This window comes from Mesorhizobium sp. CA16 (assembly GCF_020165175.1).
GTDB lineage: Bacteria > Pseudomonadota > Alphaproteobacteria > Rhizobiales > Rhizobiaceae > Mesorhizobium.
Genome location: NZ_JAIUHP010000001.1, coordinates 153,001 through 166,545 on the forward strand (window position 1 = coordinate 153,001; position 13,545 = coordinate 166,545).

General features: G+C 63.2%; 11 protein-coding genes and 2 pseudogenes. All 13 read left to right on the forward strand.

Going from position 1 to position 13,545, the window contains the following annotated elements; genetic code table 11:
- Window positions 1-18 precede the first annotated feature (18 nt).
- The 13 genes and pseudogenes from LB525_RS00695 (at window position 19) to LB525_RS00755 (ending at window position 13,545) form a co-directional block, all read left to right on the forward strand.
- Window positions 19-1,041 carry an NAD-dependent epimerase/dehydratase family protein gene (locus LB525_RS00695; RefSeq protein ID WP_224543015.1) on the forward strand — a complete coding sequence of 341 codons (1,023 nt, stop codon included), beginning with the start codon at window positions 19-21 and terminating at the stop codon, window positions 1,039-1,041.
- An 11-nt stretch (window positions 1,042-1,052) separates the two neighbouring features.
- Entirely contained in the window at window positions 1,053-1,982 is a 930-nt protein-coding gene (locus LB525_RS00700) for a polysaccharide deacetylase family protein (RefSeq protein WP_224543016.1), read from the forward strand.
- A 3-nt stretch (window positions 1,983-1,985) separates the two neighbouring features.
- Window positions 1,986-3,320 (forward strand): dihydroorotase, encoded by a 1,335-nt coding sequence (locus LB525_RS00705; RefSeq protein ID WP_224543017.1) that lies wholly within the window; start codon window positions 1,986-1,988, stop codon window positions 3,318-3,320.
- Window positions 3,321-3,325: 5 nt separating this feature from the next.
- Entirely contained in the window at window positions 3,326-4,099 is a 774-nt protein-coding gene (locus LB525_RS00710) for an SDR family NAD(P)-dependent oxidoreductase (protein ID WP_224543018.1), read from the forward strand.
- A 26-nt stretch (window positions 4,100-4,125) separates the two neighbouring features.
- Window positions 4,126-4,267 (forward strand): annotated as a pseudogene (locus LB525_RS00715) (MucR family transcriptional regulator); the annotation flags it as partial.
- A 568-nt stretch (window positions 4,268-4,835) separates the two neighbouring features.
- A pseudogene (locus tag LB525_RS00720) lies at window positions 4,836-4,982 on the forward strand (Arm DNA-binding domain-containing protein); the annotation flags it as partial.
- Window positions 4,983-5,968: 986 nt separating this feature from the next.
- Window positions 5,969-6,706: a heme-binding protein gene (locus tag LB525_RS00725; protein ID WP_224523221.1), complete on the forward strand. Its 738-nt coding sequence runs from the start codon at window positions 5,969-5,971 to the stop codon at window positions 6,704-6,706.
- Window positions 6,707-6,747: 41 nt separating this feature from the next.
- The gene (locus tag LB525_RS00730; RefSeq protein ID WP_224543019.1) at window positions 6,748-8,580 is read left to right on the forward strand and encodes a methanol/ethanol family PQQ-dependent dehydrogenase; all 1,833 of its coding nucleotides are present in this window, start codon (window positions 6,748-6,750) and stop codon (window positions 8,578-8,580) included.
- Window positions 8,561-9,430, forward strand: coding sequence for a substrate-binding domain-containing protein (locus tag LB525_RS00735; RefSeq protein WP_224543020.1), 870 nt, complete (start codon window positions 8,561-8,563; stop codon window positions 9,428-9,430). The genes LB525_RS00730 and LB525_RS00735 overlap by 20 nt, the downstream gene beginning before the upstream one ends.
- On the forward strand, window positions 9,427-9,960 hold the full coding sequence (locus LB525_RS00740; protein WP_095768543.1) for a c-type cytochrome: 534 nt from the start codon (window positions 9,427-9,429) through the stop codon (window positions 9,958-9,960). The genes LB525_RS00735 and LB525_RS00740 overlap by 4 nt, the downstream gene beginning before the upstream one ends.
- Complete coding sequence (gene coxB / locus LB525_RS00745) at window positions 9,957-10,970, forward strand: cytochrome c oxidase subunit II (RefSeq protein ID WP_224543021.1); 1,014 nt, start codon at window positions 9,957-9,959, stop codon at window positions 10,968-10,970. Before LB525_RS00740 ends, coxB begins: the two co-directional genes overlap by 4 nt.
- Window positions 10,967-12,943: a cytochrome c oxidase subunit I gene (ctaD, locus tag LB525_RS00750; RefSeq protein WP_224543022.1), complete on the forward strand. Its 1,977-nt coding sequence runs from the start codon at window positions 10,967-10,969 to the stop codon at window positions 12,941-12,943. Before coxB ends, ctaD begins: the two co-directional genes overlap by 4 nt.
- Window positions 12,940-13,545 (forward strand): heme-copper oxidase subunit III, encoded by a 606-nt coding sequence (locus tag LB525_RS00755; RefSeq protein ID WP_224543023.1) that lies wholly within the window; start codon window positions 12,940-12,942, stop codon window positions 13,543-13,545. The genes ctaD and LB525_RS00755 overlap by 4 nt, the downstream gene beginning before the upstream one ends.

Here is a 13,545-nt window from a genome sequence, read left to right on the forward strand (position 1 = left end):
ATTTTCAAAGGAGTTCCCATGACCCTGCTCGTCACTGGCGGCACCGGCTTCGTCATGAGCGTGGTTGCGCGCGCTTGGCTGGATCGCGACCCTCTGGCCCGCGCCGTGATCCTCGACCGCTCCGGCCTCGACGCAGCCGCTGAGAAGCATTTCGCGCCGGTGCGCGACCGGCTGACGATAATCGCCGCCGATATCCTCGACCCGCAAGCCTGGTCCGCGACGCTCGACCAGCAAGGCATCACGGCAATCGTCCACGGCGCGACGATCACGCCGATCTCACGCGGCAGCGCTTCGGAGGCCAAGCGCCAGCCGGAGGCCGAGGATCCGGCACGCATCGTCGACGTCAATCTGATGGGCACCGTGCGCATGCTGGAGTGGGCGCGCGCGAGGCCCGGCCTCAAGCGCTTCGTCTATGTCAGTTCCGGTTCGGTCTACCGCCACAACGGGCCCGACTGGAGTAGCGAGCCGCTGCCGGAAGACGGCTATGTCGCGCCGCTGACGCTCTACGGCATCTCGAAATTCGCTTCCGAGATGGTCACCAACCGCTATGCCGACCTGTTTAACCTGTCGGCGGTCTCGGTGCGGCTTGCTTCCGTCTACGGGCCGATGGACCGCGCCACCGAGAGCCGCAACTTTCGCCATGTCCCCAACCGTGTCGCGCATATGGCTCTGGCCGGCGAGACGATCAGGCCGAACAGCCTGGAGCCTGTCGGCGACTATGTCGCCTCGACCGACGTTGCCGCAGCGATCCTCGCACTGATCGACGCGCCGCGCCTCAATTACCGTCATTACAATATCGGCTCCGGCTCCAGCCAGACCATCGGCGAGATCATCGGTTGGGCAAAAGAACGCGTGCCGGGGCTGAAGGCCGAGGTGGCATCAGGAGAAGACGCCAACATCGTCCAGGACGTGGCGCTGAAAGGCGGTATGTGGGGCGCCTATGACATCGCCCGCATCCTGCGCGACACCACATGGCGGCCGCGTCCCGGCAAGGAAGCCTTTCACGCCTATATGGACTGGATTGCCGCCAACGAAAGCTGAGGAGAGTACCGATGCCGATCGATCTCCAGCATGCCCAGCCGCGCGACTTTGTCGGCTATGGCCCGCATCCGCCCTTCGTCACCTGGCCGGGCGGCGTGAAGCTCGCTGTCAACCTCGTGCTTAACTACGAGGAAGGTTCGGAATACAACTGGCTGGATGATGGCCGCAACGACAATTGGGGCGAATACAATCTGACCAGCAGCCCGCCGGTGCGCGATCTCGGCACCGAGACGCATTTTGAATATGGCAGCCGCGCCGGCGTCTGGCGCCTGGTGCGCCTCTTCGATCGCTACGACATTCCGGTCACCTTTTCCGCCTGCGCCGTGGCGCTGGAGCGCAACCCGCCTTTGGTCGAGTGGATGAAGAGCCGCCGCCACGACCTGATGGGCCATGGCCTGCGCTGGATCGACTACACGATGATGGAGCGCGGCGAGGAAGAGCGTCACCTGCACGAAGCCATCGCGCTTTACGAGAAGCTGCTCGGCAAGCGGCCGCTCGGCTGGAACTGCCGCTCGCTGCCCAGCGTCAACACGCGCGACCTTCTGGTGAAGGAAGGCGGCTTCCTTTACCACTCCGATCCCTGCAATGACGACCTGCCTTATTTCCTCGATCACCGGGGCACGGAGATACTGGTCGTCCCCTACTCCAAGACGCTCAACGACAGCCGCTATCTGGTGGCTCCGGGCTATAGCAATCCCCGCGACTTCGCCGAGGACTGCCGCTCGGCCATCGACTATATGCTCTCCGAAGCCGACGAGACCGGCGGCCGCATGCTGACCATCGGCATCCACGCCCGCTGGACGGGCCAGCCCAACCGCGCATCGGGTCTACGCGAGGTGATCGAGCATGTCCAACAAAGCGACGGCGCCGCCTTCATGCGCCGCGAGGACATCGCCCGCTTCTGGCATGCGAACCATACCCGCATCGAACAGCGCGGCTGAGCGATGTTCGAAACGCTGATCCGCGGTGGAACGGTGGTGAATGCCGAAGGCATCCGCCACAGCGATATCGGAATCGCCGCGGGCAAGGTCGCCGCAATCATAGCGCCCGGCGAAGCCGCCGAAGCCAGGATGGTCGTCGATGCCTCAGACTGTTTCTTGCTGCCAGGTCTGGTCGATGCGCATGCACATCTGCGCGACCCTGGCCTGACTCAAAAGGAAGATTTCTCCTCCGGCACGCATGCGGCCGCACTCGGCGGCGTGACGACAGTGCTCGACATGCCGACCGATGAACCGTGGACGGCCACGCCAACGCAACTCGCCGACAAGATGGCGATCGCCGAAGGCCGCATCCATGTCGACGTCGGCCTGCAGGCCGTGATCAGCCGCGACCTGTCGCTCATTCCTGGCCTGCTTAGCCTTGCGCCGGTGTCGTTCGAGCTGTTCACCGCCGACGTGCCGGACGCCTTCCTCTTTGCCTCGCTCGACGCGGTCGCCGAAGCGCTCAAAGCTTTTGCCGGTGCCGATACGCTGATCGGCATTTCACCCGGCGATCAATCGATCCTGAACGGCAGCGCTATGCGCGACCGCTCGGGCGCCATCGCCGCCTTTCTGGACAGCCGGCCGCCGCTGGCTGAAGCCAACGGCATCGCCCGCGCCCTTGTCGCCGCGGCCTCGGCGGAGGCAAAAATCCACGTCCGGCAGATCAATTCCGAACTGGGTGTCGAGACCTGGAGCCGGCTGCGCGGCATGGCCGACGCCAGCGTCGAGACGACGCCGCAGAACCTGTTCTTCACAGCGCAAGATTACGAAGCTCTGGGCGCCAATCTGAAGGCTTCGCCGCCCTTGCGGTCGCCGCATGACGTCGATGCGCTGCACGCTGCGCTCGGCGCGGGACTGATCGACATCGTCGCCACCGACCATGCTCCGCACGCACCGGCCGAGAAGGCGGCGCCTTATGCGGCTTTCGCTGACATTCCGGGCGGCATGCCGGGATTGCAGACGCTGCTTCCCACCATGCTGAAGCTGGTCGATGACGGGCTCATCGCCCTCCCCGATCTGGTGCGCATGTGCTCTCGCAATCCGGCCGAGCGCTTCGGCCTCGGCCGACGCAAAGGCCGCATCGCCGCCGGCTACGACGCCGATCTGCTGATCCTCGATCCACACCAACCCAGCACGATCGCCAATGCCGACCAGGTGTCTCGGGCCGGCTATACGCCCTTCGACGGTTGGGCCGTGAAAGCGCGCCTGACCAACGTCTTCCTGCGCGGCCGCGAGATCGTGCGCGCAGGCAGGCTGGTCGGCCCGGCGCAGGGAAAGATCGTCACCCGGGAGAGCTGAACACCATGGCCTTGCTCGCAAGTAAAACCGTCATCGTCACCGGAGCGAGCTCCGGCATCGGCCGTGCCATCGCGCTGAAATTCGCGGCGGAGGGCGCGAGCGTCGTCGTTGCCGACATGGTGGAGCAGCCGATCGAGGACGGCGAGAGCACCACTGACATGATCCGCTCGGCCGGCGGCGCTGCAATCTACGTCAAGACCGACATATCCGACTGGAGTGCCGTCGATGCGCTGGTGGGCGCAACGGTTGCGCGGTTCGGTCGCCTCGACGTGATGGTCAACAATGCCGCGATCTACACCAGCACCAACCTGATCGAGACCACGCCGGAACAGTGGAACCGCGTCATCGGTGTCAACCTGACCGGGTTCTTCTACTGCAACAAGCGCGCCGTCACGCAGATGCTGACCCAGGCGCCGGTCAATGAGGTGCGCGGCCGGATCATCAACATCTCCTCGCAGCACGGCATGGTTGCCTGCCCCGGCGATTTTCCCTATTCGGTGAGCAAGGGCGGTATCGTGCAGATGACGCGCCAGATCGCCGTCGACCATGCCGACGACCTGATCGTCTGCAACGCCATCGCGCCGGGCAAGATCATCACCGGCAAGCCGGGCGTCGCCAACGATCCTGGTGCGCTCGAGTATTCGCGCCGGCGCACGCCGTGGCCGCGGCTCGGGCATCCTAACGACGTGGCGGGCGCGGCGCTGTTCCTGGCCAGCGATATGGCCAGCTACGTCACCGGGATAAACCTGATGGTTGACGGCGGCTGGATGGCCGGCTGACGAGTGATTGCCGGGCCGCTCTGGCAACCAGGCACGGGATGACGCCTGACGAATACCGGGCGAAGTGGGGACTGGCGAAGGACTACCCTAATGATTGCCCCAAACTATTCGGCCGCCCGATCGGAATCTCGAACTAACGAAGGAAAGCGTCCGGCCTCGAGTTTCTAGGGCGTGGGCAAAGCGCGGGAAAGCCGTGGGCGAAGCCATTTTTTTGCAATGAAATCAAAGGTCATGGTGGGCCCGGAGGGTGTGAGGTCGTCAAGCAAAATCAATGGCTTACAGGATGGTTAGCCAACCCATATCCTTCGTATCGTCTCGTATGGTCTGGCGAACCGGATAAGAACCCGAAATGAGCCACCGTCTTATTCGCTAATCGTAGGTCGAAGGTTCGATTCCTGCCGGGTTCACCACTTGGGCTCGCTATAGTCTCACCTGACGTTGTTAAGGTCGGTATTCCGGGCAACACCGCCCTATCGCTCACTGAAAATCCTCGTGTCAGTGGTTCGAATCCGCCTCTGGCACCATCCCCTCTTCTCCCGACAGTCCCTATCGCCGAAGCTTCTACGCCGCAGCCTCTGCAAACGCCTTAAATTGTTGGCTTTTTCGGGTCAGTTCGCGAATTTGAGCGCGGTTGGGCCGTTTCGAGTGCATTTGGTCCAACGGAGGGTGGGGATGGGATTTTCGTTGGTATTGGACATCCTGTTGGTATCGAAACAGCCAAAGGGAGGTCTCACGAATGGCCCTTTCTGATGTGAAATGCCGAAACGCTCGCCCCGCTACTAAGCTTGTGAAACTCTCTGACAGTTGCGGACTCCAACTGTGGGTGCAGCCTACGGGATCTCGCCTCTGGCGCCTCGCATATCGCTTTGACGGCAAGCACCGGCGCGCGCCTCCGTGAAGTCGATGCTTGATGCCCAGCTTTCCGCTTGTTGATCGCAACATAGACGTGGGTGCGTCGAAGTTCTTGATTTATCGCGGGCAAAGATCAGAAGCTCTCCAGGATGGCTCCGTATCGCTCGGCCCTACCTTTGAACGGCGATTTAGCCATTAAAGCTACCAATGCGTCCCCTGGACCGCACGACACGCGCAATTACATACAGTGGCAAATCCTAATAAGGAAAAATACGCCCACTCCATAAGGGATGATGAGAAGTCCGAGAGCGATCCAATAGCCCGGCTGCGCTATTGCGGCGAAATCTGAGCGAAGTTGTTCCATCTGCCCCAAACGATGCGCCAACATCGTTGTTCCAAGGGGCAACAATGCGAGCGGCATATGACCTTCCTGATTTGCCGGCAAATGTAAAAAGTTCTGAGCTTCCAGCTCGAGGCAGGAACAAGCTGTGGGGACGTTGGGTGGCTGCTCTAACGCCAGAACAGGTCACGGCAGCCTGTTGCGCGAGCCCGAGTACTTGGATCAAAATTTGATTTGAGCGAAGCAAGTCCGCGTTCGAGCGTGGTGGCCGTCTTCCCTCGCCGGAACAGCTGCTTGCGCCAGGCATTTCTGGCGAGGCTGGGATAATCGGCAAAAGCGCATGTAACCACTTAACTCGATCTCGATCGGCGTACTGAGCGGTTCAGGGAATTCGCGTTTCAGACAGGTCAGGTAGCTTTGCTATCTGCCGCGGTCGCAACAAATGGCCAAGCCTGTCCAACGCCATAATTCGGCCTGTCGTCGACGCATTGGTGCGGCCAGTGATCCAAACTGGTTCCGCTGCCCGGCGTCCTTACAGGCCAGCGGTCTTGGTCGGCTACAAACCTCTTCATGAAGGAGGAACAAAGCAGCCGGCTGTCAGTTCGGTAATATTCAACAAATTGTTCCGGATCATGGCTCATCGTCGGTTTTTGTTGCTAGCTTTGGGCCTTCTGGTCTTGGCGTTTGGCTCGACGCAGCAAAACGCCGCTCACGCGCAAGCGCCCTGCCCGGCCGATCACGACAAGCTGCTTTCGGCCTTGAAGGCCAACGTCAAGGCGAGCGGCGGCCCCGCGAATGGCGGCTTCGAGACCAATGAATGGGCGGCAATCGTTGCCCGCGACGGCACCGTCTGCGCCGTTGCCTTCAGTGGACCCACCGCCGATGCGCAATGGCCGGGCAGCCGGCTGATCGCGGCCGAGAAGGCCAACACGGCCAATGGCCTCAGCCTAGTGAACATGGCGCTGTCGACAGCCAATCTCTATGCCGGGGTGCAACCAGGCGGACCGCTGTTCGGTCTGCAGACCACCAATCCCGTCAACCAGGCAGCGGCTTACACAGGCGACCCCAAGACGTTCGGCAGCGCCAACGATCCGCTGATCGGCGAGCCGATCGGCGGCGTCGTCGTGTTCGGCGGGGGCCTGGCTCTCTACGACGGCAAGGCGATCGTCGGTGGCCTCGGGATCAGCGGCGATTCCTCCTGCGCTGACCACAACGTCGCCTGGCGCGTTCGCGCCGCCCTGGGGCTCGATAAGGTTCCGGCGGGCGTCAATCCCAACCGCAAGGATGCCATCATCTACGATCTTGATCCCGGCGGGAAAAGCGCCTCGGGCTGGGGCCACCCGCTTTGTGCCGGGCACGAGGCCGATATAGCGGCGGAAATCGGTTCCGGCGTCGGAGGTTCGACGCCGAAATGAAGCAAGCAGCGCAACCGGTACGATCCTGCGGGGAAGCCCCGATGACCAAGCGCTCGTCGGCGCCCCGAAAACATTCTCCGGGCGCCCTTGCAGCGATGCTGTTGGTCTGCGCCCCCTTGCTGACAGCCGCTTCGGAATCGCCGCCGGCACCCGCGATCTCACCGCCTGCCGCGGCCGCGCCGCCCGATGACGGGCAATGGACGATGCCCGCCAAGAACTACGCCTCGACCCGCTATAGCGAGCTCGCCGAGATCAATGAAGGCAACGTCAAGAATCTGCAGGTCGCCTTCACCTTCTCGACCGGGGTGAACAAGGGCCAGGAAGCGGCGCCCTTGGTGGTCGGCAGCACGATGTACATCGTGAGCCCGTTTCCCAACATCATCTACGCACTCGATCTCTCCAAGCCCGGCGCGCCGATGAAATGGAAATACGAACCCAATCCTGAGCCCGCCGCGCAAGGGGTTGCCTGCTGCGACGTCGTCAACCGCGGCGCGGCTTTCGCGGATGGGCGCATCTTCTTCAACACGCTCGACGGCCACACCATCGCGCTCGATGCGAACACCGGCCAGCCGGTCTGGAATGCCCATGTCGGCAACATCAATATCGGCGAAACCATCACCATGGCGCCGCTTGTGGTGAAAGGCAAAGTGCTGGTCGGCAATTCCGGCGGCGAGATGGGCGTTCGCGGCTGGGTCAAGGCGCTCGACGCTGGCGACGGTCATGTCGTCTGGACGGCTTACAACACCGGCCCCGACAAGGAGGTGCTGATCGGCCCGGACTTCAAGCCGCATTACGACATGGACAAAGGCAAAGACCTCGGCGTCACGACATGGCCGCCGGAAGCCTGGAAGATCGGCGGCGGCAATATGTGGGGCTGGATTTCCTACGATCCGGATCTCAATCTCATCTTCCACGGCACCGGCAATCCCGGCCCCTGGAATCCCGATCTGCGGCCCGGCGACAACAAATGGACATCGGGCATTTTCGCCCGCGACCCCGATACCGGAGCGGCGAAATGGTTCTACCAGTGGACCCCGCACGACCTGCACGACTATGACGGCATCAACGAGCAGATCCTGCTCGACATGAACTGGCAGGGCAAGCCGCGCAAGGTGCTGGTCCGGCCGGAACGCAACGGCTATCTCTACGTCCTTGATCGCACCACCGGCGAGGTCCTGTCCGCAAAACCTTACGGCCCCGTCAATTCCAGCAAGGGCGTCGATCTCAAGACCGGCCGCCTGATCGAAAACCCGGACAAGCTGACGGGCACCGGCAAGGTCGTCCGCGACATCTGCCCGACCGCGTCGGGCCTCAAGGACTGGCAGCCTTCCGCCTTCTCGCCGAAGACCGGTCTGCTCTACATCCCGCACAACAATCTGTGCATGGACGAAGAAGGCGTCGAGGTGAACTACATCGCCGGCACGCCCTACGTCGGGATGAACGTCCGCATGATCCCGGGGCCGGGCGGCAATCGCGGCGCCTTCACGGCGTGGGATATCGCGGCCGAAAAACCCGCCTGGAGCCTCAAGGAGAATTTCCCGGTGTGGAGCGGCGCGGTTGTCACCGCCGGCGATGTGGTCTTTTATGGAACGATGGAAGGCTGGTTCAAGGCGGTGAGCGCCAAGACCGGCGACCTGCTCTGGCAGTTCAAGACCTCGTCCGGCATTATCGGCCAGCCCATCACCTATCGCGGCCCGGACGGCCACCAATACGTCGCCATCTTGTCCGGCGTCGGCGGTTGGGCAGGCGCCATCGTTTCGGGCGACCTCGACCCGCGTGATGCCACCGCCGCGCTCGGTTTCGTCAATGCGATGAAGGACCTGAAGAACGCGACCACGGCGGGAGGCACGCTCTATGTGTTCCGGCTGCCCTGATGTGTTCGGTGTGATCCACAGCGTGGCGCGGAAGGCTTTCCCGCCGATAGCGCTCGGCATCACCGCGCTCGCCTTGCTGCTCTTTCCGGCGACGGCCGGCGCTCGTGAACTCAGGGTCTGCGCCGACCCTAACAACCTGCCCTTTTCCAATGCAGCCGGACAGGGATTCGAGAACAGGATCGCCGAAATCATCGCCGCCGATCTCGGCGCGAAGCTGACCTACATCTGGTGGGCGCAGCGCCGCGGCTTCGTGCGCAACACGCTGAAGGCGGGTCTCTGCGATCTCGTGCCCGGCACGCCGGCCAATTTCGAAATGCTGCGCACCACGACCCCGTACTACCGGTCGTCTTATGTCTTCGTGACCCGGAAAGCCGGTCCGGACGTAACGTCCTTTAACGACCCGCGGCTGCGCGACATGCGCATCGGCGTTCAACTCATCGGCGACGACGGCGCCAACTCGCCTCCGGTCCAGGCGCTCGGCCGCCGCGGCATCGTCGGTCACCTCGTTGGCTATCCGGTCTATGGCGATTACTCAGCTCCCAATCCCCCGGCCCGCATCGTCGAGGCGGTGGCGAGCGGCGAGGTCGACCTCGCGGTGGTGTGGGGCCCGCTTGCCGGCTATTTTGCCCAGAAGCAGAACGTCCCGCTGCGCATCACGCCGGTTGCGCCTGGCATCGACGGACCGCAATTACCCATGATCTACGATATTTCGATGGGCGTTCGGCGCGAGGACGACGCGTTGCGCGGCGACGTGAACAATGCCTTGGCCAAGCACAAGGCGGAGATCGACGCATTGTTGGCGCAGTATGGCGTGCCGCGCCTCGATGCCTCGGGGAGCACGGTGCGATGAGGTGCGCTGTCGCTGTGCTCTTTCCTGTGGTGCTGATGCTCGTCGCCTGCCAGCGCGAGGAGCGGGACACACGCCCGCAATCAGCCCTTGGCTCGGGCGAGCAGCCGACGCCGGTGACAACTCTGGAACCCGGCGGGCAGCGGCCCTCCCCCACAGATAACAAAGCGGCGAGCTTCGAGGCCAATGCCTTTCATCTGAGCGAAGGCAAGCGCCTGTTCGGCTGGTTCAACTGTTCAGGATGCCATGCCAATGGCGGCGGCGGCATGGGCCCGGCGCTGATGGACGAAAAGTGGATCTATGGCAGCTCGATGGAAAGCATTCACGCCACGATCCGCGATGGCCGTCCGAACGGCATGCCCAGCTTCCGCGACAAGATCCCGGACGACCAGATCTGGGAGCTTGCGGCCTTCGTTCGCTCGTTGAGCGGCAACGCGCCCTCCTCCGCCGCGCCATCCCGCAATGACGACATGATGGCGCACCCATCGGAAAACCGTATGCCGAATGCCGCCACGCTGGGGAAGTCGCCGTGAAACGCTTCGCCCCGATTGCATTCGCCACGACAATCGCCCTGTTTCTTCAGGGATGCGCAGGCTGGCAATCGGCGCTCGACCCGAAAGGTCCCGCGGCAAGCGAGCTCGCATGGCTGATCTGGTTCTTCACCGGCCTCTGCGCGGCGGTGTGGGTGCTGGTGATGATCGCCCTTGCCTTGCCATTGATGATGCGGCCACGAGAGCGCGCCGAGCCGCTTGTAATCGACGCCGATGCCGACAACCGCAAGCTGCGCGTGGTGTTGACCGCCGTAGCGCTGACCGCGGTGATCCTGGTCGGGCTCACCTTGCTCAGCTTCTTTGCCAACAGGACGCTTGCCGCGATCGGTTCGGACGCCGCGCTGACCATTCGCGTCACAGGTCATCAATGGTGGTGGGAGGTCCGCTACGAGGATGCCACACCGAGCCGCATCCTGACCACGGCGAACGAGATCCACATTCCAGCCGGCGAGCCGGTGCGGCTTCTTATCACCTCGACCGACGTTATCCATTCCTTCTGGATCCCGAGCCTTTCCGGCAAGCTCGACCTCATTCCCGGCCGCATGAACGTGCTCGATATCAAGGCGGACAAGCCCGGCGTCTATCGGGGCCAATGCGCCGAGTTCTGCGGCGCGCAGCACGCCAACATGGGCACCTTCATCATCGCCGAACCGCGCGAAAAGTTCGACGCCTGGTGGAACGATCAGCTGCAACCAGCCGCCGCGCCAATGAGCGACGAGGCCAAGACCGGCGAGAACCTGTTCCTGAAGCGCCCCTGCGTGATGTGTCACAAGATCGGCGGCACCCCCGCAGGCGGAACGGTCGCGCCCGATCTCACCCATATAGCCAGCCGGCAGACGCTCGCGGCCGGAACATTGACGATGAGCCGCGGCAATCTCGCCGCCTGGATAGCGGACCCGCAAGGCATCAAGCCGGGTTCTCACATGCCGGTAGCCGATCTGAGCGGCGACGAGCTCAACGCCATCGTCGCCTATCTCGAGGGGCTGAAATGAGCAGCGCGGATCTGACCAGCGAACGCGATCTGCCGCCCGAACGCGAGGCGTCCGCCCAAGGCGATCTTGCACCCGAGCGCGACGGACCGCGCGACACCGGGTTGGACGATGCCAGCCTGCACCGGTGGCTGGCGCGGACGTGGCGCACGCCTCCCGGTATCATCGGCGCGCTGTCGAGCGTCGACCATAAGGTCATCGCCCGCCGATACCTGATCACCGCCTTTCTGTTTCTGTGTTTGGGCGGCCTCAACGCCGTTGTCATGCGCATCCAACTCTCGGGCCCGCAGCGCGGCTTGATCGGGCCGGATCTCTACAACCAGCTGTTTACGATGCACGGCGTCACCATGATGTTCCTGTTCGCTGTGCCCATCGTCCAGGCGACAGGAATCTATCTGGTGCCGTTGATGGTCGGCACCCGCAACATCGCCTTTCCGCGCCTCAATGCCTTCAGCTATTGGGTCTATGTCTCAGGAGGCCTCTTCGCGTGGGTGTCCTTCGCCCTCTCGATGGCGCCGGATATCGGCTGGTTCGCCTATGTGCCGCTGTCCGGGCCGGAATACGCTCCAGGCAAGCGCGCAGACGTCTGGGCGCAGATGATCACCTATACAGAGGTATCATCCCTGGCGGTCGCCGTCGCGACAATCGTCACCGTGTTCAAGCAGCGGGCACCCGGCATGTCGCTCGACAAGATCCCGCTCTACGTCTGGGCATTGCTGGTCACGTCCTTCGTCGTCGTCTTCGCCATGCCGGCGGTAATGGTCACCTCGACCTTCCTGATCCTCGACCGGCTCGTCGGCACGCATATCTTCAACCCGGCGGAAGGCGGCGACGCGCTGCTGTTCCAGCATCTTTTCTGGTTCTTCGGACATCCCGAAGTCTACATCATCTTCCTGCCGGCGACCGGCATGGTGTCCGCCATCATCCCCGCCTTCGCACGGCGCCCGGCCTTCGGTCATCTCGGGCTGGTTCTGTCGCTCATCGCCGTCGGTTTCCTATCGTTCGGCCTCTGGGTCCACCACATGTTCGCGACCGGGCTGCCTAAACTGGGGGCCAGCTTCTTCACCGCCTCGAGCATGATGATCGCAATCCCCAACGGCGTTCAGATCTTCTGCTGGCTGGCGACTCTCTGGGACAGCAGACCGGTGATCCGTACGCCGCTGCTGTTCGTCTTCGGCTTCTTCTTCACCTTCGTCATCGGCGGCCTCACCGGCGTCATGCTTGCCTCCGTGCCGCTCGACCTGCAGGTGCACGACACCTATTTCGTCGTCGCTCACTTCCATTACGTGCTGATCGGCGGCTCGGTCTTTCCGCTGCTCGGAGCTGCCTATTTCTGGTTTCCCAAAATCACCGGGCGCATGATGAGCGAGCGCCTCGGGCGTTGGCACTTCTGGCTGGCGATGGTCGGCTTCAACGCGGCTTTCTTCCCCATGCACATCGTCGGCCTGTGGGGCATGCCGCGCAGGGTCTACACCTATCCGGCCGAGCTCGGCTGGGGGAACATCAATTTCTTCATCAGCGCCGGCGCGGTGCTCTTCTTCCTGAGCTTCGTGCTGTTTGCCTTCAACCTCGTCCACAGCGCATTGAGGGGTGCGCCTGCCGGCGACAATCCCTGGGACGCCGGCACGCTCGAGTGGGCGACGTCCTCGCCGCCGCCCAGCTACAATTTCGCGCGCATTCCGATCGTGACGAATATCGAGCCGCTCTGGGCCCAACGCGAGGCGCTCCCCGTCGCGACCGGGCTTCGCGTCGACGTGCGCGAGTTGGTCGTCTCGACGGTGGCGGAAGCCCATCCCGACATCCGCGAGAAATCTGCGACGCCGTCGATCTGGCCGCTGCTGGCGGCCATCGCCGTGGGCGGCACCTTCCTCTACTCGATCTTCACGCCCTGGGCGATCGTGTGGGGCGCCGCGCCGATCGCCGTCACCTTGATCGGATGGTTCTGGCCCAAGGGCGATCCGGAGGACGAGGAATGAACCAGCGTCCCGCGATGGATCTTTCCGGCCTCCCGACCTTTGGACACGGCCCGCGCAGCCCGACCTGGTGGGGCACGCTTGGCTTCATGGCGTTGGAGGGCACGGGCTTTGCGCTGGCCGCCGGCGCCTATCTCTATCTCGCGACCTTGTGGCCCAACTGGCGGCTAAGCGCTCCGCAGCCCAACCATTGGCCGGGAACGATCGTGACGCTGCTTCTCATCGCCAGCCTGGTTCCCAACCACATACTGAACGGCTACGCCAAGCAATGCGCTATAGGACCGGTGCGGATCGGCATGGTGGTGATGTCGCTGCTCGGCATCGCGCCGCTCGTCGTGCGCTGGTTCGAATTTCCCGCGCTGAACATCTACTGGGACACGAACGCCTACGGCTCGATGCTGTGGGTGCTGCTCGGCCTTCACACGACGCATCTGATCACCGACGTCGGCGACACAATCGTTCTGACGGTGCTGATGTTCACGCACCATGGCTACAGCGGACGGCGCTTCGGCGACGTCGGCGACAATGTCTTCTACTGGGATTTCGTGGTCCTCACCTGGATCCCGATCTACCTGCTCATCTACTGGGTACCGAGGCTGGGCTGA

Excerpts from the sequence above, each read along its gene's own strand:
- LB525_RS00695 (WP_224543015.1), top strand. The coding sequence starts at position 19 with ATGACCCTGCTCGTCACTGGCGGCACCGGCTTCGTCATGAGCGTGGTT.
- LB525_RS00700 (WP_224543016.1), top strand. The coding sequence starts at position 1,053 with ATGCCGATCGATCTCCAGCATGCCCAGCCGCGCGACTTTGTCGGCTAT.
- LB525_RS00705 (WP_224543017.1), top strand. The coding sequence starts at position 1,986 with ATGTTCGAAACGCTGATCCGCGGTGGAACGGTGGTGAATGCCGAAGGC.
- LB525_RS00710 (WP_224543018.1), top strand. The coding sequence starts at position 3,326 with ATGGCCTTGCTCGCAAGTAAAACCGTCATCGTCACCGGAGCGAGCTCC.
- LB525_RS00730 (WP_224543019.1), top strand. The coding sequence starts at position 6,748 with ATGACCAAGCGCTCGTCGGCGCCCCGAAAACATTCTCCGGGCGCCCTT.
- LB525_RS00735 (WP_224543020.1), top strand. The coding sequence starts at position 8,561 with ATGTGTTCCGGCTGCCCTGATGTGTTCGGTGTGATCCACAGCGTGGCG.
- LB525_RS00740 (WP_095768543.1), top strand. The coding sequence starts at position 9,427 with ATGAGGTGCGCTGTCGCTGTGCTCTTTCCTGTGGTGCTGATGCTCGTC.
- ctaD (WP_224543022.1), top strand. The coding sequence starts at position 10,967 with ATGAGCAGCGCGGATCTGACCAGCGAACGCGATCTGCCGCCCGAACGC.
- LB525_RS00755 (WP_224543023.1), top strand. The coding sequence starts at position 12,940 with ATGAACCAGCGTCCCGCGATGGATCTTTCCGGCCTCCCGACCTTTGGA.